Origin of the sequence: Halomonas profundus (assembly GCF_020865425.1) — a bacterium.
GTDB lineage: Bacteria > Pseudomonadota > Gammaproteobacteria > Pseudomonadales > Halomonadaceae > Vreelandella > Vreelandella titanicae.
Genome location: NZ_CP086344.1, coordinates 5136030 through 5157561, shown reverse-complemented (window position 1 = coordinate 5157561; position 21532 = coordinate 5136030). Strand labels below are relative to the sequence as shown.

Genomic DNA, 21532 nt, shown 5'->3' with positions numbered 1-21532 from the left:
TGCAGAGTACAGATTGAAGGAAGATGACCGCAGGAATTGCTGGCTTCTCAGTAAGCCTTTCTTTCTTCATTAAGCGGTACTAAACAGCGATCGGAGGTAGGATATGACGTCCAAGGATTTTCTCAAGAAAGCTGGCATTTTAGGTGTATCTTTTGGTCTGATGGCAAGCCCATTAGCTTTTGCACAAACCGATGAAAATTCGGCGATTGACGAAAACCAAGGTATTACCGCTGACGAGCAACCGATGGATTCCCAAGGTACCGGTAGTTCAACTGGCAGTGATACAACAGACATGACTGACGATTTAACCCATGACGAAGGTGATGGTGCCAGCGACATGGATCCGCAATCAAGCAGTCACTCAGACGATGCTGAGTATGACAAGGATGAGCTTGTAGAAGAAAATGGCGGTAGCTAATTATCAATGACCTTTTAGATATCATTAAAAGCTTTTTCAGAGAATGAATAAGCGATTAACAGGATGTTACAAAAGCAAGAATGCTTTTAAGATTCACGGATGAATCAGTAGGCAATCAGAACACTAGTCAGGGTTAATTCCAAGGTTGGAGCCCCGCACAAGGAGTGGAAGCTAGCGTTAGTTATTACCTATAGCCAATTCTGATATCGGGCCCCGCAATGCGGGGCCTAATTTTTGCTGCCTACTTTTTATCTCGCTTATCCCCCCGCTACTTTCTCCCCTATCTTTTCCGCCGATCTTTCTTTGCGCCTCTCTATCCAATGCCATGTCTTGTTTTTTATGAATTGATGCCGTAGCGCTTTGTTGGCATCGAGCCTTTTATTTTGCTGAGTGTGTCATAAAGGCACAGACAGTTTTGCGCATGTGTCATTAGTGCACATGTAATTAGCGTGCTTTTGTTTTTAGCGGTGTATAATTGTGCGCAATGTATTTATTTTAAATTATTGATTTATATGGTTATTTTATTTTTATAAGAGAGTTGGCATTACATATGCTTTCTAGAGGTAGTGAAGCTAGCCGCAGTGAGATCTGGCCAGAGAGCCCTTCTCACTTCACTTCAGCGGTATCAAACGGTTACCAGGAGTAAATAGTATGTTTAACGATTTTGTTAAAAAAGCAGCCGTCGTAGGTCTCTCTTTTGGTTTGCTGGCAAGCCCGCTTGCCTTTGCCCATATGTCCATCGAAGCCAATCAAGACTTCACGGTTGATGACGAGCCCATCCAGGCGCAGTCTCATCACACATCCGGCCAAGCAGATTTTAGCCCATCTGATCTAATGTACGACGAAGGCGACCGTCCTAATGTCATTAAGGCAGATTCTCATCGCACTAGTAGTCAAGTGGACTACACCGCTAAAGATTTGACCCAAGACGTAGGTGATGGAAACGTTTGGTAACAAAAATTTGCAATTCTGAAGAAATATATTACGATTAACACGTGAGCTAAACACGCGAAAGCGTGTCACACCGATACGGATGCATATCGATTCAAGGAATGAATCAAACGACAATCAGAGCGTTGGTCAGGGTTAAATTCCAAGGTTGGAGCAGCCCCGCAAAAGGAAAGGAAGCTAGCGCTAGTCATTGTCAAAGTCTTGTGTCCTTAGACCCTGCTGATGCGGGGTCTGATTTTTTGTGGCATCCAACACCTCTCCCACACTATTCTTGTTTTAGTTTAAGGTACGGCTTTCTAGCGGAGCCTAATTTCATTGCGTCGCTATTTATACACTGCCCATCATCAGCCTGCCGGTGGGTTATGTCTCAGGCATCCGGTCTCACAATCATTTTGACCGTAAAGGGTGAGCTAACTTTTTTGACGCCTAATATGCAACGCAAAGCGTAATAGCCGTTCTAATCATCGATGAACGGAATCCATGGATAATGAGGAGAACATCTTGCTGTTAAAAGAAATGAGCCAAAAAGTCGCCATAGTAGGTATTGCTTTTGGTTTGGTCGCGAGCCCCATGGCGATGGCGCACTCATCTATTGAACTGAACCAAGACCGCACCGCTGGTCAGGATGTCATTAACAAACCTGAGTCGCATGCAGCTTCCAAACCATCTCATGTCTCTGCGGGCGACTTGAACCGTGACGAAGCTGATAGCTTGGACTTTTCGCCTTCCAGTAGCCGTCCTTCTACGGCTGAAAAAGGGCCTACTTCTCGCCAAGAGGGTTACACTCCTGGAGAACTCAACCGGGATGAAGGTGATAGCACCGACTGGTAAATAATAGGATAAGTGTAACTGCTAATGTAAGCGTTACTCGCTAAAAACCCCGCTTCGGTGGGGTTTTTGCTATGTGTTAAAAGCCAACGACATCAGTGGTGATGCCCATCAGCAGCTTCGCTACCGTCTTGGGCGCTCTGTATCCAGACCTCGATGTCTACGTCACCTTGTTCAGCGAAGGTGAGCGTGAGGGGAAACCGCTCACCCTCCTTCAGCGGCTCGGTTAAGCCAATCAGCATTAAGTGAAAGCCGCCACCAGGGCGCATGGTATAAGTCTCCCCTGCCTCGACACGAATCTCGTCCACATGCCGCATCTGCATCATATCGCCGTCCATTTGCATATCGTGCAGCTCAACGTTGCTGCTCGCAGGACTGCTCGCGCCAACCAGAGTGACGGGGCCTGAAACGGCGGTGATATCAAGGTAGGCGGCACCGTTTACCGCACCCGGTGGGGTTGGGGTAGCGAAGGGGTGCGCAATGCGAAGAGTCTCTGTTTTTACGTCGTGGGCTAACGCCATAGATGTCATCGAAATAGACATAGCGCCAATCAAGAGTACGCCACCCAGCCAAGCCATCGGTTTTATCATGCGGTGATTCCTTTGTTGTTGATTGAGCCCAGGATAGACGAACAAAACATAAAGGTAGCAAAGTGACGTAGCCTGGGTAATAGGCGCCTACTGCGGTGTAATGCCACGTGCATCGCCACGTTTGTCGCTACGTACGTCTCTATAATGGTCATCCCACAGCAGTACGGCACCCGCAACGGCGCCGGGAATCAAAAACAGGTTGGCCAGCGGAATCCAGGTAATTAAGGTCACTAACCCCCCAAAGGTGAGGCTTTGCCACCAGCGCTTAGAGAGCCGTTGGCGCATATCGGCAAACGTTACTTTGTTGTTATCCATTGGGTAGTCTAGATAAGTGATTGCCATCACCCAGGCAGAAAACAGTGCCCAGAGTAGCGGAGCAACTATATTGACGCCTGGAATCCAGCTAAGCACAAATAGGCCTGCGGCACGAGGCAGAATATAGGCGAGCTTAACAAACTCGCGTCCCACAGCATCGATGGCTGTTTTGGTCAGGTTTCGGTCATCAATGGGTTCGCGGCCAGTGGCTTGGATTTCAACTTTGGCGGCTAAAAAGCCGTAAAAAGGGGCTGCAATCAAGCTGGTAACCAGCGTGAAGGTAAAAAACACCACCACCAACAGGCTAATCACAAACAGGGGCCAGATAAGCCAGGATAACCAGTCAAGCCAAGCGGGTACCATGCCCATCCAATGGGCGAGCCAGCCATCAAAACGGTTGAGCACAAAGCTGAACATGCTCACGTAGACAATCAGGTTGACCAGAATAGGCAGAAAAACATAGCGGCGCATACCCGGTTGATACACACAGCGTGTACCTCGGCTAAGCGCAGTGACAGCATCCAGCATTTAGGTGAGCTCCTCGTGATTCCAACGTCCAGGCTGCGTGGCAGCCTGGACGTATTGCAGGAGGAAAGCCCCATCAGGTCAAGACTTTTTTGGCACCTGTGGTTCCAGTTCATCGGTGTCGCTATGGCGAATATCCAAACCTTTGACGAGATAGACCACGTACTCAGCAAGGTTATCGGCGTGGTCGCCTACCCGCTCTAGCGCGCGCAGTACCCACATGATGCTGAGTACTGACGTAATAGAGCGTGAGTCTTCCATCATAAAGGTCATTAATGAGCGCATAGCGCTGCTGTACTCGTCATCCACCAGTTCGTCTTCGCGTACGACCTGCATAGCCAGGTCGGTATCAAAGCGGGCAAAGGCGGTGAGCGCATCGCGCAGCATTTTACGTACGTGCTCGCTAATGTGACGCACCTCCACCAGGCCACGAATGGTGCTAGAACTTTCGCTCAGGAGCAGGGCGTTGCGGGCGATTTTACTGGCTTCATCACCAATGCGCTCTAAGTCTGAGGTGGCGCGGATGACGGCCAGCACCAGACGCAAATCGGAAGCAGCAGGCTGGCGGCGCGCCAGTACGCGGGTGCATTCGTCGTCGATTTGCAGCTGCAGGTCGTTGACTTGGCGGTCATTGTCACGCACCTGCTCGGCTAATCGGGTGTCTCCTTCCAGTAGGGCAAAGACAGCGTCCTGCACTTGTTTTTCCACCAGACCGCCCATGGCCATCAGGTGGGTTTTCAGCTCTTCCAGCTCCTGGTTGAACTGGCGAGAGATATGCTGGCTGTGAGAGTCGCTAGTAATATCCATGGAGCACTCCTGACGGTTCAGTTGCTAAGGCCTAGGTGATACGGCCGGTGATGTAGTTTTCAGTGCGTTGCAAACGGGGGTTGGTGAAGACCTGATCGGTAGGGCCGTATTCAACCAGCTCCCCTTGATGCAAAAAGGCGGTGTAATCCGATACGCGCGCCGCTTGTTGCATATTGTGGGTGACCAGGATCAGCGTCAGCTCCGACTTGAGGTTACGGATCAACTCCTCAATTTTGAGGGTTGAAATTGGGTCTAGAGCTGATGCTGGCTCATCAAGCAGCAGCACGTCGGGCTGTACTGCTAAGGTACGGGCGATCACCAGACGCTGCTGCTGGCCACCGGAAAGCTGCCAAGCGGAACGGTGTAGGCGGTCTTTCACTTCATCCCACAGAGCGGCGGAAGTTAGCGCCCACTCAATAATGTCGTCCCTTTTGCGCTTGGGCATGCGCTGTTGCAGTCGTAGCCCAAAGGCCACGTTTTCATAGATCGACATGGGGAAGGGGTTGGGCGTTTGAAACACCATCCCGACACGCCGCCGCAGCTCAGTCACATTCATTTGCGGGTCATGAATATCCTGCCCTTCCAGTGTGATTTGGCCGCTGTGGGTGACTGACTCATTAAGATCGTGCAAACGGTTAATTGCCCGTAACAACGTCGACTTACCGCAACCTGACGGGCCGATAAAGGCCGTTACACGATGCCGGGGAACACTGAGGGTTAACTCGCGCAATGCCTCTTTCCCCGCGTAGGCGAGGCTAAAGTGATCGATACTCAGGCAGCTGTGCTCGGACGAAAAGTGCGCCACTGGTGCCTGAGAGGTATTGGCTGAATGTAATGACGCTAGCATTCGTTTCCCCGTTGACGCCTAAGATAATGACGCAGAAATATGGCAGTTAGGTTAAGCACCAGCACAATTAACACTAAAAGTAGCGCTGTGGCGTAAACCAGCGGTATGGCAGCCTGCACATCTTCGCCGTGAAAGGCGGTATCAAATAAATGATAGCCAAGGTGCATGAACTTGCGCTCTAAATGTAGGTAAGGAAACTCACCATCGATGGGCATTTGAGGCGCCAGCTTAGCGACGCCAACCAGCATTAGCGGTGCCACTTCGCCGGCCGCGCGAGCTACTGCTAGAATGATACCTGTCAGCATGGCAGGGGCTGCCATGGGCAGTACAATGCGGGTGAGCATCTCTAAGCGCGTAGCGCCGAGCGCCACGGCGCCTTCCCGCTGCGCCTCGGGAATCCGCGCTAACCCCTCTTCTGTTGCCACAATCACCACCGGTAGGGTCAGCAGTGCCAGGGTGAGCGACGCCCATAACAGGCCGCCGGTGCCAAAGGTGGGCGAAGGTAGGGTATCGCTGAAAAACCACTCATCCAGCGAGCCGCCAATGCCGTAAACAAACACTCCCAAACCAAATACGCCATACACAATCGACGGAACGCCCGCCAGGTTGCGCACACCAATACGTACCAGCCGGGTCAGCCGCCCCTGGTGAGCGATTTCATTGAGATAAATAGCGGCCAGCACCCCAAACGGGGTCACCATCACCGACATTAAAATCACCATCAGCACCGTGCCAAATATCGCGGGCCAGACGCCACCGTCGGTATTGGCGGCCCGTGGGCCCTCACTCAGAAACCGCCAAACCGCATCCCCCCAGGCGAGCGTTTTCTGCCACACGCTCATGGCATTGGGAGCCTGAGCGTTCGCCACGCTGGCCAGCGGTTGGCGCAGGGTTTGGCCGTCCACGGTGGTAAGCAGCAGTTGGCTATTCTGGCGTTGGCTGGCGGGAAGTGCCAATAAAGCGTTTAATCGCTGCCAGGCAGCGTCTCCCTCCCAGCGTTGATCATGCTGCTCAATGGCCACCAAGCGGCCAATAAAGTCACCCCAGGGGCTGCGATCAAGACGAATCAAATCGTCTGGCTGGGCGCGCTCGGCAATTTCATCAATCGCCACCCAGCGCCAGCGAACGCCCTCTATATCCTGGTTGCCGGTAAAGTAGAGGCGTTCATCCCCAGCTCGCTGAGGTAGCGCGACTTCGCGCACAGCTTGACCAGCAAAGGTTTCACCCGAGTCAAGGGTGACCTCTTCCAGCGTAGCGGGCCAAAAGTGCCCTAGCCCGCGTACCAGCAGTAGCGCGAGTAAGGCGCCCAGCATCAGCAGGGAGAGCGCTACGCTGGCTGCGCAAAGCCAGGGCCATACATCATTTACCCGGCTAAAGCGCCGGCGGCGAGAGGCGGTGTGGGTCGCAGAGTTCATCATGTGCCCCCCATCTGGCGGAAGCGGCGGCGTAAACGCTGGCGGACGACCTCGGCAAGGGTGTTGACCAGAAACGTGAAGATAAACAGCACCAGTGCAGCCAAGATCAGCAGATGGTAGGTTTGGCCACCGGGTGACGCTTCAGGCAGCTCAATGGCGATAGCCGCGGCCATGGAGCGCATGCCTTCAAAGGGGCTGGCGCTAAACAGAGCCGTATTACCGCTGGCCATAAGCACTATCATGGTTTCGCCCACCGCCCGGCCCGCACCGATCATTATCGCCGAGAAGATACCTGGGCCCGCTGCCACCAGCGCCACTTTCCATAGCGCCTGCCAGCGGCTGGCCCCCATCGCCTGGGCGCCCTCGATTAAGCTAGCAGGCACATCGGCGAGCGCGTCTTCTGCCAGTGAATATATGCTGGGAATAACGGCAAAGCCCATGGCAATGCCGACAATCAGTGCGTTACGGGTGGCGTAATCCATGCCATAGCGCTGGTCGAGTAGCTGGCGTAAATCACCGCCTAACCACTGCTGCTCCATCCAGGGCGCGAGCCATAGTGCTATCGCCACCATTACAGCGAGCCAGGGAACGAGCCAGAGGCCCGCCCAGGAGAGCGGTAAGCGGCGGCGTAGGCGTGTTTTGGCCCACTGCCAGAGTAAGCCGGCAAGCGCTGCGCTAAGCGGCAGCCAAATGATCAGCACCAAAGCGCTGGCGAGATGGCGTTCTACCCAAGGTGCCAAAATAAGGCCGGCAATAAAGCCCACCACCACACCGGGGATCGCCTCCATCATTTCGAGCGCGGGCTTGATCCGCGAGCGCAGGCGCGCTGACATAAACAGCGCGGAGTAGATGGCGGCCCCCAAGGCCACGGGAATGGCGAACAGCAGTGCGGCTAGGGCGGCTTTGAGCGTGCCCCACGCCAGGGGAGAAAGCTTAGCCAGCGCTAAGGTATCGCCAATCGCCAGCAGCGGCAGGGTTTCCCACACCAAAAAGACACCGATAGCCAGAATTGCCAGCAGCACGCCTATGCCGCCAGCGGTGATTAAACCGGTGGCCATGCGGTCTTGCAGTAGCCTAAGTGGCTGTCGAGAAGAGGTTAACCGAGGTAGGGTCATGTGGATATCATGGCAAAACCGAGGTGATCATAGCGCTGACCAATAGGTAGTGAAAAACCAGAATGTGGTGAAAAACAGTGCATAGACAGGATCCCTACCCTAAGACAATTATGTGTCAGTTAGATGACAGTGATTTACCACCTCTGTTGTGCACTAAGGACACTGGAGGTTAATGGTACAAAGCCGGATGCGCGCGCAATCTGCTGGCCCTCATCGGACATAATCAACTTGAGCAGTGCCTGCTCGGCGGGGGGTAAGTTCTCCCCCGGCGGTAGGTTCACATAGAGGTAAAGATAGCGCGACAGCGGGTAGTCACCGCTCTGTATCGCCGCTTCATCGGGCGGTATCGCAATGCCATCATCGTTATACAGGCTCAATGCATGCACGGCTGGGGTGAGGTGGTTAAACCCCGCATAGCCCATCGCATTGGCAGATTCGCCAACGGCCGCGACCACCGCCGATGAGCCGGGGTGTTCACTAATGTCGTCACGAAAAAGACCGCCACATAACGCCCGCTGTTGAAATAGCCCATGGGTACCCGAGGCAAGGTTACGCCCATGCAGCGCAATGCTACCAAATGACCAGTCACGGGTTGCCGATAGCTGCTCCCAGCGCCTGATCGGCGTTTCGCCACCGCAGGCCAGCGAGGTTGAGAAGATCGCATCAACCTGCTGGCGGGTCAGAGCGCGCAAGGGGTTATGGCGGTGTACGACTACAATCAGTGCGTCACGGGCGACTTTTAATTCCAGCGGTGGATAGCCATAGCGCTCAATAAAGTTATCACGCTCTTCGCTGGTCATCGGACGAGACATCGGGCCTAGCCGGGTGGTGCCAGCCATCAGCGCCGTGGGCGCACTGGCTGAACCACTTGCTTGAAACTGCAGCTTCACGTCAGGATAGCGGGTGGTGAGGGTTTCACCCCAGCGCAGCATTAGCCCTGCCATAGTGTCGGAGCCCACCGCGCCCAAGGTGCCGCTAATAACTGTTGGCTGCTGCCCCCAGGTCAGGGGCGTTATCAGCATCAGTATAAACGCCACTCCGCTCAATACGGTGCGACGGACGGCGGAAGTTAACCTCCGATTAATGAAAAGAGTCGTCAAACGAGTATTCAAACGAGCGTCCTCTTATGGTTAACTAAATTCATTCCTTTGTGTTGCGATGCAGCAACACCTATAAATAACGTGCCACGCTGCAACGTTTACAACAATAAACTGACTAAGCGACTAACTCATGACTCTTCTGGAAACCGATTTGGACGACGTACCCGCCCCTCAAGGCCAACTAACGTTAAAATTACTGGCTTCCCGCCAAGATACCAATTTTTATGGTGATATACCCGGTGGATGGCTGGTCAATCAAATGGATCAAGCGGCTGAGCTGGCGGCAGGCCGTGAAGCGGGGGGGCGTACGGCGACTGTCGCGATTGAAGCCATGGACTTTTTAAGCCCGGTGCGCGTTGGCTCAATGGTCAGCGTTTACACCCAGGTGCAAGAAATTGGTCATAGCTCGATCAAGATTGATGTGGAGGTTTGGGTGCGCCCTCCCCATGGGCAACGCATAGAGGAGCGCCAAAAAGTTACCGAGGCGCGCTTTGTGATGGTTGCGCTGGACGATAATGGGCGCATCCGAGCAGTACATAGCGACTAGCTCACTTCAACTTGAAATAGCAAAAGGGCGCTTAGGGCGCCCTTTTGTCGTGCTTGTCATTTACTTGTCTAGCGGCTCATTAACCGTCGACGTTATCGCGGTTCTTGAGGTAGGCGTATTCACCCACATCGCTGAACGGGCGCAGCAGCTTCTGGAAAGCCGAATAAGACTCGTAAACACGGCGAGACTCTTCGTCGCTGTCGACCTGGCGCTGGATGGCTTCCAGTGAAGAGGTGTGAAGCGCTGCCATTACGTCGTCAGGGAAAGTACGTAGCTGAACGCCATGCTCATCGACCAGAGTTTCCAGTGCTTGCGCGTTGCGGAAGGCAAATTCGCTGATCATGGCCAGGTTAGACGCCCGCGCCGCTTCGCGGATCACGTCCTGCAGGTCTTCTGGCAGGGAGTTCCAGGCATCCAGGTTGATCGTCCCTTCCAGTACCGCAGAGGGCTCGTTCCACGCCGAGGTGTAGTAGTAGTCAGCCACCTGATGCAGGCCGAATGCCATATCGTTATACGGCCCCACCCAGTCAGCGGCATCCAGCGCGCCGGTTTGCAGCGAGGTGAAAATTTCTGAGCCTGGCATAGTAACCGTACTGACGCCGATGCCGTTCATCGCCTCACCCGCCAGGCCCGGCAGGCGAAGTTTCAGCCCCTGCATGTCGTCGAGTGAGTTGATCTCTTTCTTGAACCAGCCCGCCATCTGCGTGCCGGTATTGCCCACGGCAAACGGCTTCAGATTGTGATTGGCGTAGATCTCATCCCAAAGCTCCTGACCGCCGCCGTGGTACAACCAGGCGTTCATTTCGGTAGTCGTCATACCGAAGGGTACAGCGGTAAAGAACTGTGAGGCAGCGACTTTGCCACGCCAGTAGTAAGAGGCAGAGTGGCCCATTTCAGCGGTACCAGCTGCTACCGCATCGAATACTTCCAGGGCAGGTACCAGTTCACCCGCGCCGTGGACGCGGATCTGCATGCGGCCGTTGGAAAGCTGTTCTACCCGGCGGGCGAAATCATTCGCACCAGTACCCAGGGCAGGGAAGTTTTTTGGCCACGAGGTGACCATGTCCCAGGTGAAGGTTTCTTGAGCGCGAGCACTTGAGGTGGTTACGAAGGGGGCGGCAACGGCCCCGGCGACGCCAAGGCTGGCAGTTTTGAGGAAGTGACGGCGTTGCATGGTGAGCAAAACTCCGGAGATTATAGGATTTTTTTGTCAGCGCGCACAAAGGCGCAATGTCCGTTCGCCAGTATGCGCTAAGCGGGTTTTAATCGGCAAGCCATTGCACTCAACGCCACGCGCGTAGCGGCTTAAAGCGGCGTTAGCTTAGCAAAACCAAGCACTAGCCATTTGACCCCTTCGCCTTCAAAGCTGACCTGTACCCGGGCGCGGGCACCTTCGCCTTCCGCGTTAAGAATAATCCCTTCGCCGAACACCGGGTGCTCAACCCCTTGGCCAACGTGCAGGCTGGGTATGTCGCCGTCGCTTGCGATGCTTTGCTGGGCAAAGGAAGTACGTGACGCGGTAACTGGGCGGGAAATATGCCCGCGCAGACGGACTTCTTCGAGTAGGTGCGGCGGTAGTTCTCGCAAAAAACGCGACGGGCGTGGAAACACTTCTTTGCCGTGCAGGCGGCGGGTTTCGGCGTGTGTGAGGTAGAGCTTCTGCATAGCGCGGGTGACGCCGACGTAACAGAGCCGGCGCTCCTCTTCGAGCCTACCCGGCTCTTCCAGGGACATCTTGTGCGGAAACAGACCCTCCTCGACACCGGCAATAAAGACGACGGGAAACTCCAGGCCTTTGGCGGAGTGCAGCGTCATCAGCTGTACGCTGTCCTCAAACTCTTCGGCTTCATGGTCGCCTGCATTGAGAGCGGCCTCTGAGAGAAACGCTTCCAGCGCCGCCATGCCTTCGCCCGCTTCAGGTGCTTCAAAGACATCGCCTTGGGTAAAGGCACGGGCAGCGTTGACCAGCTCTTCCAGGTTCTCGACCCGCGCTTGGCCTTTCTCGCCGCGCTCACTTTTGTGATGCTCTATCAGGCCCGTGTGTATCGTGACGTGATCGATAATTTCATGCAGCGCCATGCCAGAGGCATCGTTATCGAGCTGCTCGATCAGGTTGGCGAAGGTTTGCACGGCATTGGCCGCGCGGCCTTTCAAGGTGCCGTCGTTAATCGCATCGTGGAGCGCTTGCCAGAGAGGGATACTTTGTTCCCGAGCGCGCAGGCGGACAATTTCCACCGTGCGTGTGCCGATGCCGCGGGTGGGTACGTTAATCACCCGCTCCAGCGAGGCATCGTCGTCGCGGTTGAGCATCAGGCGAAGGTAGGCCAGGGCATTCTTGATTTCCAGGCGCTCGTAGAAGCGGTGGCCGCCGTAAATACGGTAGGGCATGCCTTGGCGAATCAGCGTCTCTTCCAGCAGCCGCGACTGAGCATTTGAGCGGTAGAGAATCGCGATATCGCGGCGGTTAAAGCCTTCGTCGACCTTCTCCTTGATGGTATCGACGATATAGCGGGCTTCTTCCAGGTCGTTAAACCCAGCGTAAATTGAGATCGGCTCGCCTTCGATGCCGTCAGTCCAGAGGTTTTTACCCATCCGCTCGCTGTTGTGGCTGATCAGCGTATTGGCGGCTTCCAGGATGGCGCTGGTGGAGCGATAGTTCTGTTCAAGCCGTACGGTGTGGGTTTGCGGAAACTCTTGCTCAAAGCGGCTGATATTCTCCACCTTGGCACCGCGCCAGCCGTAGATCGACTGGTCGTCATCACCCACCGCCGTCATCGGCGTCTTCATGCCGGTGAGCAGTTTTAGCCAAGCGTATTGCAGGGTATTGGTATCTTGGAACTCATCTACCAGTACATGACCAAAGCGCTCCTGGTAGTGGTTTAACAGCGCCGGGTTGTCGCGTAGTAGCTCCAGGCTTCGCAGCAGCAGTTCACCGAAATCGACCAGGCCGCCGCGCTCGCAGGTAAGTTGGTAGCGCTCGTAGAGCTCGACCATCTGGCCCATGTAGGCATCGCCATCCACATTGACTTGGTGTGGGCGCAGTCCCTCCTCTTTGCAGCCGGAGATAAAGTGCTGCACTTGGCGGGGTGGGAAGCGTTCGTCGTCGATGGAGTAATCTTTCAACAGCCGTTTGACCAGGCGTAGCTGATCGTCAGAATCGATAATCTGAAAGTGTTGCGGCAGCTTGGCGTCCTGCCAATGGGTGCGCAGCAGGCGGTGGGCGATGGAGTGAAAGGTGCCTACCCACACATGGCGCATCGAGATGCTCAGCAGTGCCTCAAGGCGGGTGCGCATCTCTTTGGCGGCTTTATTGGTAAAGGTCACTGCCAGCAGGGCATAAGGGGACAGCCCTTCGGCCTGCATCAGCCAGGCGATGCGATGCACCAGCACGCGGGTTTTACCGGAGCCTGCGCCTGCGAGCACCAACAGATTACCTTGAGGGGCGCTCACTGCTTCGCGCTGGGCGGAGTTGAGCTGATCGAGAATCGCCGTGACGTCGTCCATAGTAGCCGCTGCCGGATCAAAAAATAGGCGGCTAGTCTAGCACAGCCAGCGAACTGGCTGTGTATACAGGTTAACGATTAGGATTCTTCAGGAAAGCGCAGCGTATTTAGGCTCTTTTTAACCGCTTTGAGCTGTTCGGCGAGTTTCGGCCCGCGGGTTTTGGCCACACCCACGGCGAGTACATCGATCAGCACCAGATGGGCAATGCGCGAGCTAAGCGGGGTGTAAATCTCGGTGTCTTCATGAACATCGATATACAGCGGCAGGCTGACCTCTTCGGCGAGTGGCGAGCCGCTGGGGCACAGGCCAATGACTGTTGCACCCGCCTCGCGAGCCAGGCGTACGCTGGCGACTAGCGCTTTGGTACGGCCGGTTTGTGAAATTGCCACCACCACATCGCCATCGTTCAAGGTCACTGCCGACATATTCTGCATATGCGGGTCGGCGTAGGCAGAAGTGGAGATCTGCAGGCGAAAAAACTTGTGCTGGGCATCAAAGGCCACTGCACCGGAAGCCCCAAAGCCATAGAACTCGACCCGGTTGGCCATCGCCAGGGCGTTTACCGCACGGCCCAGGGCATCGTTATCCAGCCGGTCACGAACCGAGAGCAGTGTACCCACGGTCGAATCGAAGATGCTGTGGGAAAATTCAGCGACCGAGTCGCTGTCGTTCATGGAGAATTGCGCGAACTGACTGCCGCTGGCCAGCATTTGCGCCAGCTGTAGCTTGAAATCCTGAAAGCCATTGCACCCCAGCGCACGACAAAAGCGCACCACGGTAGGTTCGCTAACGGTGGCTTCGGTGGCCAGATCCACAATGCGCATGTGGATGACCTCTTCGGGGTTGCGCAGTACAAAACGCGCCACTTTTTGCTCGGAGCGTCGAAAGTGCTCCATGCGGCGTCTCATTTCATCGAACAGGGCGCGACTCACGTTCAGCTCCTTGGGTGCTCAACCAACAGGTAGTCAACAGTACGCCAATATACAGTCGTTTTAAACGACCGTTTCTGCCTATCTGCTCACTGTGATGCTTCGTATTGCTTCAATGCGATAAGGACAGTATGCCTCAATGAGCCCATAGGGCCACAAACTATTAGGCAGCGATCCAACAGCGTTTAAGGTCGTTAGTCAGTTTTTTTAAGATTGGTCATCATTTTGTCAAGTAGGTTATAGTAATAATTGAAGTGCCGCACTGCATCATCACAGTCGTCACGGATGCAGGTGGACGAAGGCATATTCATCTGGAGGAACGTCGATTATGAGAAACGTCGAACGAATCACCTCGGTTAAAAGCGAATTGCTCGACATCTTTATGAGTATGGAAGTCGATGAGCATGCCCAGCGCCAGCGCAGCGCTGCCCAACGCAGCTTAAGAGCGCGGCGGGGTATTGAGCTTCATCGTGAGTTTCAAAAGTTATCGCGGGATATCGCCCCCTTGCCCGATGAAGATCGGCAAGAGAGCGAATTGCACTAAGTTTTAGGATGCCAAGAGGTTAGGGGCGCAACTATTATCTGCGCAGAACCACGCTGCCCTGCCGGCTAGCAGGGCCTTGGCGGCTCAGCTTAGATTAGCCCTGTTACGAACACGGCAACAACGCCAGCGGGCGCTACATAGCGCGCGATAATGTTCCATACGCTCTTGCCGGTCGCTGAAAGACCCAGTTCGTCTTCCACGCTGCTGCGCTCCAGGCACCAAGCGGTGAATAGAATCGCACCCAGCCCCGTCAGCGGCAGCATTATTTTGCTGGTCAGCGTATCCAGCAGGTCAAACACGCCCAGTCCAAACAGCAGCGGTTCGCTCCACACGTTAAATGACAGCAGCGCTGCAATACCCAGTAACCAAGCACCCACACCGGCCACAACGGTAGCCATGACGCGGCCTAGCGGCGTGCGCTCTTCAATGAATTCCACCACGGGCTCAAGCAGTGAAATGGCCGATGTTAATGCCGCAAACGTCAGCAGCAGAAAGAACATCAAACCTAAAAGTAAACCACCATCAATATTGCCAAAGGCCAGTGGTAGGGTGACGAAAATCAGCCCTGGGCCCGAAGCGACATCCAGATTATTAGCAAACACGATCGGGAAGATAGCTAAACCCGCGCCTAAAGCGATGACGGTATCCATGATGATGACCGTGCGGGCGGTTTGCAGCAGATCGATCTCTTTGTCCAAATAAGAGCCGTAAGCCATCATGATGCCCATACCCAGTGAGAGGGTGAAGAAGGCGTGGCCCAAGGCGGCTAGCACGGTTTCTGCTGTGAGCTTGCTCCAGTCCGGGTTGAACATATACGTCAACGCCTCGCCAAAGTGGCCGGTTGTCATGCCATAACCGATCAGCACGACCAGCAGTAGTGCGAGGACTGGCATCAGAATGCGTACAGCGCCTTCAAGGCCTTTGGTAACGCCGCGGGCGACAATCCCAATGACCAGCAGCATAAACACGGAGTGGCCCAGCAGCAGCAACCCAGGGTTACTCAACATGCCATTAAATAGCGCGCCAATGCCATCGGCATCTTGACCGCTAAAAGCACCGCTCACCGAGTTGACGGTGTAGTAGAGCGACCAGCCGCCAATCACGCTGTAAAACGACAAAATCAAGAAGGCCCCGACAATGCCGCTAATGCCCACGATGGCCCAGGCTTTGGGCTTTTTCGCCGTGCGCGCCAGTTCTGACATGGTGCTGGCGGGGTTCTTCTGGCCGCGCCGCCCCAATAGCCACTCAGAGACAAGAATGGGCAAGCCGATCAGCGCGATACAGAGCAAATACACAAATACGAAAGCAGCGCCGCCGCTTTCACCCACCATATACGGAAATTTCCAGATATTCCCTAGACCCACCGCCGAACCAGCGGCGGCCAGCACAAAGGTCATTCGCGATGACCACTGCGCATGCGCAAGCTTCGCCATACATCACCCATTAAGTCGATTGTTGTGTAAGTCACTGCGTGTTGAACACGCTAGTTTTCGGAAAATTGCGTCATTGCCAGCGTGCTTTTCCGAAAGTAAGCGCAATTTATCTGATCGACCGCAAGCATGCCAGTTAGCTGGCCTAAAAAGGTGGGTTAAAACAGTTGGCTTTGCTTTTCACCCGCAAAGGGGCCAAGAGCGGGTAATGGCGTCACTTCTCCTAGTGCGTTATAGAGTAAACGGGCCATGTGGGGAGACTCGCGGTTATCCGCAGTATGCACAAATAAGAAAGGGGTTTTCCCCTGACTTATCCACAGCTTTAGGCGGGCTTTCCAGGCGGTGAAGTAGTCACTATTAATCGTTTTGTCAATATGGCCAATAAAGCGAATGACAGGAAAATTTGCCGTGGAAAGCACGTGTAGCGGGAGTTTCGGCTTTTCTTGCTGGGCGTGGGCCAAGCCCAAATGGTCATTTGCCGGGGTTGAGAAGAGCGGGCGCACGTCGAGCATCACGCGGTTGGCCGAATAAGTTATCAACAGGCGGTTAAGGGCAATTTCGGCGGCCCCTTTGTGGAAAAACTCAGGATGGCGAACCTCGACCGCGCAAGGCAAATGGGTAGGCCAAGCGGCAAGTAGCGCTTCAAGCTGGGGAAGCTCTTGGGGGCCGAAATCTCGTGGTAGTTGCACCATGGTGGGGCCAAGGCGGTCGTGCAGAGGTTCTAGCGCCGCTAAAAATGCCCAGGCCTCCTCTAACCGCGTTAGCCGTTGATCGTGGGTTACGCTGGCCGGTAATTTAAAACAAAAGCGAAAGTGGGATGGTGCCTGGCGCGCCCAGGCAGCAATGGTGTCCGGCTTTGGGGTACCGCTATAAAAGGTAGTGTTGCCCTCAACGCTGGAAAACACCGCCGCGTAATCGCTTAGCAGCTCAGTTTTGGCGTGGCGTGGATAAAGGTTGCCCAGCCAGTCTTGATTGGCCCACATAGGCAAGCCTAGATAAAGAGGAAGCGTCATGGGTGCCAGCCTACATCGACAAGATCAAGCGCTAATGTAACAGGTTAAGAGCCTTGCCCGTTAAGCGTGAATGGCGGCTTTTATATAACCTTTGTATGGCTTATATGTATAGCAAGGCGCGGAAAAAGTGAAATTGTTAAGGCGCCGATAGCGCTACTATGTAGGTATAGCCCTTTATTGGCAGTAGCCGTTTACAAACAGGATAGCGCCATGTGTTCAGCTTACGTTAGCAGTGATGAAATCCGCGACCAGTTTTCCCAAGCGATGTCGGCAATGTATCAGCAGGAGGTGCCGCAATACGGCACCTTGCTGTCACTGGTTGAGGCAGTCAACCAGGAGGTGCTAGCCGCTAACCCAGGGCTAAATAACGCATTGCAAAATAGCGATGAGCTGGCGCGTATCAACGTTGAACGCCACGGCGCTATTCGAGTGGGGAGTCCAGGCGAGCTTGCTATGCTGCGGCGAATGTTTGCGGTCATGGGGATGGAGCCAGTGGGGTATTACGACTTATCGACCGCAGGCGTGCCGGTACATTCCACCGCGTTTCGGCCGGTCGCGGATAGTGCGCTCAAGCGTAACCCCTTTCGTGTCTTTACCTCGCTGTTGCGCCTTGAACTAATTGAAAAGTTCGAGCTAAGAGAACAGGCGAGTGAAATTTTAAGTGCCCGCGATATCTTCACTGCCAAAGTGAAAGCGCTTATCAAGCGTTTTGAGCAGCAGGGTGGCCTAAGCGCCGATGATGCCAAGCAGTTTGTTCAGGAAGCGTTGGAAACGTTCCGCTGGCACGACAACGCCACGGTCGACTTGGCCACCTATGAGCGTTTGCATGCCGAACACCGCTTAATTGCCGATGTGGTCTGCTTCCGCGGCCCGCACATTAACCACCTAACGCCGCGCACGTTAGACATTGATGAAGTGCAGCGGCGCATGCCCAGCGTTGGCATCGACCCTAAAGCGACTATTGAAGGCCCACCACGCCGGGATTGCCCAATCCTTCTACGTCAAACCAGCTTCAAAGCACTGGAGGAGACGATTGCTTTCGCGGACGCTGCTGAAGGTAAACACACCGCCCGCTTTGGTGAAATCGAACAGCGCGGTATCGCATTAACGCGCAAAGGACGCGAGCTATACGACCGCCTGCTAGCAGCTACCAAAGAGAACTCGCCCACAGCAGCCAATAATGACGCCCATCAAGCGCATTTATCTGACGTGTTTAAAGAGTTTCCCGATACGTATGAAACGCTGCGTCGTGAAGGATTAGCGTTTTTCCACTACCAGGCGGTTCAAGGTGTATCTGTGCAAGGGCCGATCTCAGTTGAGCAGGTGGATAGCTTGATCGAGCAAGGCGCTCTGAGAGTTACCCCCATGATTTATGAAGACTTCTTACCCGTGAGTGCGGCCGGTATTTTTCAATCCAACCTGGGGGGAAGCAGTCATGACCATTACGCCAGTAGCGCAAGCCAGCAGGCGTTTGAGCAGGCCCTGGGGAGAGCCGTCATCGATGAAATCGAGCTGTATGCCCAGCGCCAGGAAGCATCGCTTGAACAGGCGCTGGCGCAGTTGGCGGTTTAAGTGATAAAACAGGTAGCTACGTCAATTTACCCACTAACGCTGAAGGTTGAAGAGAGTTATGAGTCAAGGAAAGGTATTGGTATTACATGGCCCCAACTTAAATTTGCTGGGTAGCCGTCAGCCAGAAATATATGGGTACGAGACGTTAGACGACGTGAATAACATCTTGCGGGAGAAAGCAGTGATGGCCGACTGGGACATCACATGCCTGCAGAGCAACCATGAAGGCGAACTGATTGACGCCATTCACGCCGCACGCCTGGATAGCACCCAAGCGATTATTATCAATCCCGCTGCCTACACGCATACCTCAGTGGCCATTCTTGATGCGCTCAATGCTTTTGATGGCAAAGTAATTGAGGTGCATTTATCCAATGTTCACAAGCGCGAAGCCTTTCGCCATCACTCCTACGTCTCGCTGCGCGCCGATGGCGTCATTGCTGGCCTCGGGGTTCAAGGCTATCGAGCTGCGCTAGAGGCAGTGATGGTAGAGGCTAATTAATATGCGCCCTTACTTGAGCCACTTTATTTTGTAAAACAGGTAAGTACACATTAATCAACGTATCAAGATCGACCCGGGCAGCGTTAGTGCTGATATTGATTGCGCCCATTAAATGCTGCTTGGCGTCATAGACAGGAACGGCAATGGAGCGCAAGCCGGAGTCAAGCTCTTGATCAGAAATTGCATAGCCCTGCTGCCGCGCTTTTATTATCTGGTTTCGTAGCTCACTCACATCTGTCACCGTTTTATCGGTGTAAGACTCTAGAGCAACCGACGAAAGAAAGTGATCAAGGTCGGTATCGCTGAGTTGAGCGAGCAACATGCGCCCCATGGAGGTATGAGCTGCTGGCAGTCGAGTGCCCACTGAAAGCGTAATCGCCATCAAGCGATGCTTTGCTGCCGAGCGCGCTACGTAGATAACATCATTGCCATCGAGCACACCAAGCGAGGAGGACTCACCGGTTTCAGCGGTAATGTCTTCGAGATGTTGCTGAATAACATCTCGGTAATTATTAGCCGATAAAAAGGCATAGCCGAGCTGAAGCACGCGGGGTGCCAATTCAAAGTAACGTTGCTGTTTTCGCACGTACCCCAGTGCATGCAGAGTGAGCAAGAAGCGCCTAGCCTTTGCTCTATTCATTCCCGTGCGCGCGGCGACTTCGCTTAGTGTCATACGCGGGTGCTCATGATCGAATGCCTGGATAACTTCCAGGCCACTAGCAAGCGCCGTTACAAAGTCGCGATTGTCTTCACTCAGCATTTCTTCCTGCATTTTTACTATCCATTGTCCTAAAATCTGAGATAAAAGATTAGCGTAAAAAAGTTCGCAGTGCGAACGTGCCTCACTCTTCCAGCCAACTATCTCGCCTCTTACTACTAAAGTTGTGTTTTTTAAAGGGTTAGCAACAACGTAATCTCAAGCTAGATATTACGAATACGTGTACGTCTTACGAACAATAGTTAAGTATAAGCAATCGCTTAGCAACGCACAGGAAGATAACAATGAATAAACTCCTTAGCGCAACATGTCTGGCTGCCTTCGGTAGCGCTCTGGCGTTGGGCCTTGCGGTTTCCTCCGCCAGTGCCAATGAGTGGCCCACCGACGATATTCGTCTTGTCGTCCCTTACGCCCCAGGTGGCACTACGGATGTGCTATCCCGCCGCGTCGCGGATCTTCTTCAGCAAGAGCTGGATGCTAACGTGGTTGTGGAAAACCGCCCTGGCGCGGGTTCTACAGTGGGCACCGGTCGTCTCGCCCGCGGTGGGCGTGATGCTGATCACACGATTCTGATGGCATCACCCGGCCACACGATCGGCGCAGCTATTTATCCCGATCTTAGCTACGACCCCGTCGAAGATTTTGTCTTCCTGCAGAACATGATCGATATCCCCAATGTCATGGTGGTGCCTGCCGATAGTCCTTATGAAAGTGTCGTCGAGTTCGTTGAAGCCGCAAAGGAAGAGAACATGACCTTCAGCCACAGTGGCGTGGGCAGTTCCATCCATATGTCCGGTGAGCTCTTCAAGACGTTGACGGAGACCAATATGACGGCAGTGCCTTTTGCTGGCAGTGGTGCGGCGCTTCCTGCGCTATTGGGCGGCGATGTCGATGTCTCCTTTGAGAACATGCCGACCGTCCTGTCGCATATTCGCTCGGGTGACTTGCGCGCTCTGGCGGTTACCTCCGCTGAGCGGTCAGAGTATTTGCCTGATGTACCCACGCTATCGGAAGTGGGCGAGTATAACCTCGACCAGTTCGTCACAACGGCATGGTTTGGCTTAGTGGCACACAGTTCTTTCCCTGAAGAAGCGCAAAGCGTTATGCGGGATGCCCTTGCTAAGGTGATGGAACGTGAAGAGTTTTTGGACTTTGCTGATCAGCTGGGCGCTGAACCGGGTCAGGTGTCTGGCGAAGAGTTCAAGCAGTTCATTGCTGATGAAGTCGAACGTTGGCAGGGCGTTGCACAGCAGGCCGGTATTAGCCAGTAACTAGCTACTCTTCCGTTATAACAGAGAGGCGAGGGCCGCTACCCTCGCCTCTCTTGTTCCCCAGGAGAAGGCCGCGATGACACCCTCGGGTTCCAAGCGCAGAGTAAAAATAAAAGATACCAGCGACCTCATCAGCGGCATCGTATTGCTGGGGTTTGCCATAGTGCTGGTCTTTTATCTGGTACCCAACTATATAAACGAACCGCCGATCCTACAAAACCCAATGATGTCGCCGCGATGGCTGCCGACGATTATCGGCTGGCTGATCCTGCTGTTTTCGGTTCTGCTTATTCTTCAGGCCTTCATTGTGGAACAGAGAGCCGAGGAGGATGAGCGGGCGATTGAGAAAGGCTCTACGCGGCGTTTCGTGCTAATGGTGTTGTCACTGGTGATATATGTTGCCTTGTTTGAGGCGATGGGCGCCGTGTTCTGCGGTATTTTGGCAACACTCGTTCTTTTCGTAGCACACCCGGTTCGCACCTGGTGGGTATATAGCCTGGCATTTCTGTTTCCTATTATTGTGACGCTCTTATTTGTAGAAGTAATGAACGTGCCACTACCGATAATGCCGCTCGGTTTCTGATTCGCTAC

At 54.2% G+C, this 21532-nt stretch carries 22 protein-coding genes; 9 read left to right on the top strand and 13 right to left on the bottom strand.

What is annotated here, in order from left to right:
- Positions 1-103 precede the first annotated feature (103 nt).
- The 3 genes from LMS44_RS23505 to LMS44_RS23495 all read left to right on the top strand — a co-directional run bounded on the left by LMS44_RS23505 (position 104) and on the right by LMS44_RS23495 (position 2200).
- On the top strand, positions 104-418 hold the full coding sequence (locus LMS44_RS23505; RefSeq protein ID WP_022521110.1) for a hypothetical protein: 315 nt from the start codon (positions 104-106) through the stop codon (positions 416-418).
- A gap of 651 nt (positions 419-1069) precedes the next feature.
- Positions 1070-1372, top strand: coding sequence for a hypothetical protein (locus tag LMS44_RS23500; RefSeq protein WP_089691091.1), 303 nt, complete (start codon positions 1070-1072; stop codon positions 1370-1372).
- Between the two features lie 477 nt (positions 1373-1849).
- A complete protein-coding gene (locus tag LMS44_RS23495) occupies positions 1850-2200 on the top strand; it encodes a hypothetical protein (RefSeq protein WP_022521112.1) in 351 nt (116 codons plus the stop codon).
- 92 nt (positions 2201-2292) lie between these two features.
- Here LMS44_RS23495 and LMS44_RS23490 read toward each other — a convergent pair whose 3' ends face one another.
- The 7 genes from LMS44_RS23490 to LMS44_RS23460 form a co-directional block, all read right to left on the bottom strand.
- Positions 2293-2787 carry a copper chaperone PCu(A)C gene (locus LMS44_RS23490; RefSeq protein WP_230804275.1) on the bottom strand — a complete coding sequence of 165 codons (495 nt, stop codon included), beginning with the start codon at positions 2785-2787 and terminating at the stop codon, positions 2293-2295.
- An 87-nt stretch (positions 2788-2874) separates the two neighbouring features.
- Positions 2875-3630, bottom strand: a complete 756-nt coding sequence (gene cysZ / locus LMS44_RS23485) for a sulfate transporter CysZ (RefSeq protein ID WP_009286295.1) — start codon at positions 3628-3630, stop codon at positions 2875-2877.
- Positions 3631-3708: 78 nt separating this feature from the next.
- Positions 3709-4434, bottom strand: coding sequence for a phosphate signaling complex protein PhoU (gene phoU / locus LMS44_RS23480; protein ID WP_009286294.1), 726 nt, complete (start codon positions 4432-4434; stop codon positions 3709-3711).
- Between the two features lie 31 nt (positions 4435-4465).
- The gene (gene pstB, locus LMS44_RS23475; RefSeq protein WP_009286293.1) at positions 4466-5281 is read right to left on the bottom strand and encodes a phosphate ABC transporter ATP-binding protein PstB; all 816 of its coding nucleotides are present in this window, start codon (positions 5279-5281) and stop codon (positions 4466-4468) included.
- Positions 5275-6699, bottom strand: coding sequence for a phosphate ABC transporter permease PstA (pstA, locus tag LMS44_RS23470; protein ID WP_041157422.1), 1425 nt, complete (start codon positions 6697-6699; stop codon positions 5275-5277). The genes pstB and pstA overlap by 7 nt, the downstream gene beginning before the upstream one ends.
- Complete coding sequence (locus LMS44_RS23465; RefSeq protein WP_009286291.1) at positions 6696-7811, bottom strand: ABC transporter permease subunit; 1116 nt, start codon at positions 7809-7811, stop codon at positions 6696-6698. The genes pstA and LMS44_RS23465 overlap by 4 nt, the downstream gene beginning before the upstream one ends.
- Before the next feature lie 134 nt (positions 7812-7945).
- Complete coding sequence (locus tag LMS44_RS23460; protein WP_258955962.1) at positions 7946-8833, bottom strand: PstS family phosphate ABC transporter substrate-binding protein; 888 nt, start codon at positions 8831-8833, stop codon at positions 7946-7948.
- Between the two features lie 208 nt (positions 8834-9041).
- Here LMS44_RS23460 and LMS44_RS23455 point away from each other — a divergent pair, with 208 nt between their 5' ends.
- Positions 9042-9458: an acyl-CoA thioesterase gene (locus LMS44_RS23455; protein ID WP_022521117.1), complete on the top strand. Its 417-nt coding sequence runs from the start codon at positions 9042-9044 to the stop codon at positions 9456-9458.
- A 79-nt stretch (positions 9459-9537) separates the two neighbouring features.
- On the opposite strand, the gene LMS44_RS23450 is transcribed toward LMS44_RS23455, so the two are convergent.
- The 3 genes from LMS44_RS23450 to hexR form a co-directional block, all read right to left on the bottom strand.
- On the bottom strand, positions 9538-10632 hold the full coding sequence (locus tag LMS44_RS23450) for a TRAP transporter substrate-binding protein (protein ID WP_022521118.1): 1095 nt from the start codon (positions 10630-10632) through the stop codon (positions 9538-9540).
- A 131-nt stretch (positions 10633-10763) separates the two neighbouring features.
- Positions 10764-12962: a DNA helicase II gene (gene uvrD, locus LMS44_RS23445; RefSeq protein ID WP_089691087.1), complete on the bottom strand. Its 2199-nt coding sequence runs from the start codon at positions 12960-12962 to the stop codon at positions 10764-10766.
- Positions 12963-13039: 77 nt separating this feature from the next.
- Positions 13040-13894 carry a transcriptional regulator HexR gene (gene hexR, locus LMS44_RS23440; protein WP_022521119.1) on the bottom strand — a complete coding sequence of 285 codons (855 nt, stop codon included), beginning with the start codon at positions 13892-13894 and terminating at the stop codon, positions 13040-13042.
- Positions 13895-14219: 325 nt separating this feature from the next.
- Here hexR and LMS44_RS23435 point away from each other — a divergent pair, with 325 nt between their 5' ends.
- A complete protein-coding gene (locus tag LMS44_RS23435; protein WP_022521120.1) occupies positions 14220-14435 on the top strand; it encodes a PA3496 family putative envelope integrity protein in 216 nt (71 codons plus the stop codon).
- Positions 14436-14524: 89 nt separating this feature from the next.
- Here LMS44_RS23435 and LMS44_RS23430 read toward each other — a convergent pair whose 3' ends face one another.
- Both LMS44_RS23430 and LMS44_RS23425 read right to left on the bottom strand, forming a co-directional pair.
- On the bottom strand, positions 14525-15868 hold the full coding sequence (locus tag LMS44_RS23430; RefSeq protein WP_022521121.1) for a sodium-dependent transporter: 1344 nt from the start codon (positions 15866-15868) through the stop codon (positions 14525-14527).
- Positions 15869-16023: 155 nt separating this feature from the next.
- On the bottom strand, positions 16024-16878 hold the full coding sequence (locus tag LMS44_RS23425; protein ID WP_027958715.1) for a DUF72 domain-containing protein: 855 nt from the start codon (positions 16876-16878) through the stop codon (positions 16024-16026).
- A gap of 210 nt (positions 16879-17088) precedes the next feature.
- Between LMS44_RS23425 and hglS the strand changes: the two genes are divergently transcribed.
- Together hglS and aroQ are read left to right on the top strand one after the other, a co-directional pair.
- On the top strand, positions 17089-18450 hold the full coding sequence (gene hglS, locus LMS44_RS23420; protein ID WP_041157419.1) for a 2-oxoadipate dioxygenase/decarboxylase HglS: 1362 nt from the start codon (positions 17089-17091) through the stop codon (positions 18448-18450).
- 58 nt (positions 18451-18508) lie between these two features.
- Positions 18509-18952 (top strand): type II 3-dehydroquinate dehydratase, encoded by a 444-nt coding sequence (gene aroQ / locus LMS44_RS23415; RefSeq protein WP_089691085.1) that lies wholly within the window; start codon positions 18509-18511, stop codon positions 18950-18952.
- Here aroQ and LMS44_RS23410 read toward each other — a convergent pair.
- Complete coding sequence (locus LMS44_RS23410; RefSeq protein WP_009286285.1) at positions 18945-19724, bottom strand: IclR family transcriptional regulator domain-containing protein; 780 nt, start codon at positions 19722-19724, stop codon at positions 18945-18947. The two genes, aroQ and LMS44_RS23410, sit on opposite strands and share 8 nt — an antisense overlap.
- Positions 19725-19954: 230 nt before the next feature.
- On the opposite strand from LMS44_RS23410, the gene LMS44_RS23405 reads away from it, so the two are divergent.
- A complete protein-coding gene (locus tag LMS44_RS23405) occupies positions 19955-20941 on the top strand; it encodes a Bug family tripartite tricarboxylate transporter substrate binding protein (RefSeq protein ID WP_009286284.1) in 987 nt (328 codons plus the stop codon).
- A gap of 76 nt (positions 20942-21017) precedes the next feature.
- Positions 21018-21524, top strand: coding sequence for a tripartite tricarboxylate transporter TctB family protein (locus tag LMS44_RS23400; protein WP_039857776.1), 507 nt, complete (start codon positions 21018-21020; stop codon positions 21522-21524).
- The last annotated feature ends 8 nt before the right edge of the window (positions 21525-21532 follow it).

Bases quoted from the DNA above. Each gene is read 5' to 3' on its own strand.
- pstB (WP_009286293.1), bottom strand. From the start codon at position 5,281: ATGCTAGCGTCATTACATTCAGCCAATACCTCTCAGGCACCAGTGGCG.
- LMS44_RS23505 (WP_022521110.1), top strand. From the start codon at position 104: ATGACGTCCAAGGATTTTCTCAAGAAAGCTGGCATTTTAGGTGTATCT.
- LMS44_RS23495 (WP_022521112.1), top strand. From the start codon at position 1,850: ATGGATAATGAGGAGAACATCTTGCTGTTAAAAGAAATGAGCCAAAAA.
- LMS44_RS23455 (WP_022521117.1), top strand. From the start codon at position 9,042: ATGACTCTTCTGGAAACCGATTTGGACGACGTACCCGCCCCTCAAGGC.
- LMS44_RS23450 (WP_022521118.1), bottom strand. From the start codon at position 10,632: ATGCAACGCCGTCACTTCCTCAAAACTGCCAGCCTTGGCGTCGCCGGG.
- aroQ (WP_089691085.1), top strand. From the start codon at position 18,509: ATGAGTCAAGGAAAGGTATTGGTATTACATGGCCCCAACTTAAATTTG.
- LMS44_RS23465 (WP_009286291.1), bottom strand. From the start codon at position 7,811: ATGACCCTACCTCGGTTAACCTCTTCTCGACAGCCACTTAGGCTACTG.
- pstA (WP_041157422.1), bottom strand. From the start codon at position 6,699: ATGATGAACTCTGCGACCCACACCGCCTCTCGCCGCCGGCGCTTTAGC.
- LMS44_RS23490 (WP_230804275.1), bottom strand. From the start codon at position 2,787: ATGATAAAACCGATGGCTTGGCTGGGTGGCGTACTCTTGATTGGCGCT.
- LMS44_RS23425 (WP_027958715.1), bottom strand. From the start codon at position 16,878: ATGACGCTTCCTCTTTATCTAGGCTTGCCTATGTGGGCCAATCAAGAC.
- uvrD (WP_089691087.1), bottom strand. From the start codon at position 12,962: ATGGACGACGTCACGGCGATTCTCGATCAGCTCAACTCCGCCCAGCGC.
- LMS44_RS23405 (WP_009286284.1), top strand. From the start codon at position 19,955: ATGAATAAACTCCTTAGCGCAACATGTCTGGCTGCCTTCGGTAGCGCT.
- LMS44_RS23460 (WP_258955962.1), bottom strand. From the start codon at position 8,833: ATGCTGATAACGCCCCTGACCTGGGGGCAGCAGCCAACAGTTATTAGC.
- hglS (WP_041157419.1), top strand. From the start codon at position 17,089: ATGTGTTCAGCTTACGTTAGCAGTGATGAAATCCGCGACCAGTTTTCC.
- LMS44_RS23430 (WP_022521121.1), bottom strand. From the start codon at position 15,868: ATGGCGAAGCTTGCGCATGCGCAGTGGTCATCGCGAATGACCTTTGTG.
- LMS44_RS23410 (WP_009286285.1), bottom strand. From the start codon at position 19,724: ATGCAGGAAGAAATGCTGAGTGAAGACAATCGCGACTTTGTAACGGCG.
- LMS44_RS23500 (WP_089691091.1), top strand. From the start codon at position 1,070: ATGTTTAACGATTTTGTTAAAAAAGCAGCCGTCGTAGGTCTCTCTTTT.
- LMS44_RS23400 (WP_039857776.1), top strand. From the start codon at position 21,018: ATGACACCCTCGGGTTCCAAGCGCAGAGTAAAAATAAAAGATACCAGC.
- phoU (WP_009286294.1), bottom strand. From the start codon at position 4,434: ATGGATATTACTAGCGACTCTCACAGCCAGCATATCTCTCGCCAGTTC.
- LMS44_RS23435 (WP_022521120.1), top strand. From the start codon at position 14,220: ATGAGAAACGTCGAACGAATCACCTCGGTTAAAAGCGAATTGCTCGAC.
- cysZ (WP_009286295.1), bottom strand. From the start codon at position 3,630: ATGCTGGATGCTGTCACTGCGCTTAGCCGAGGTACACGCTGTGTGTAT.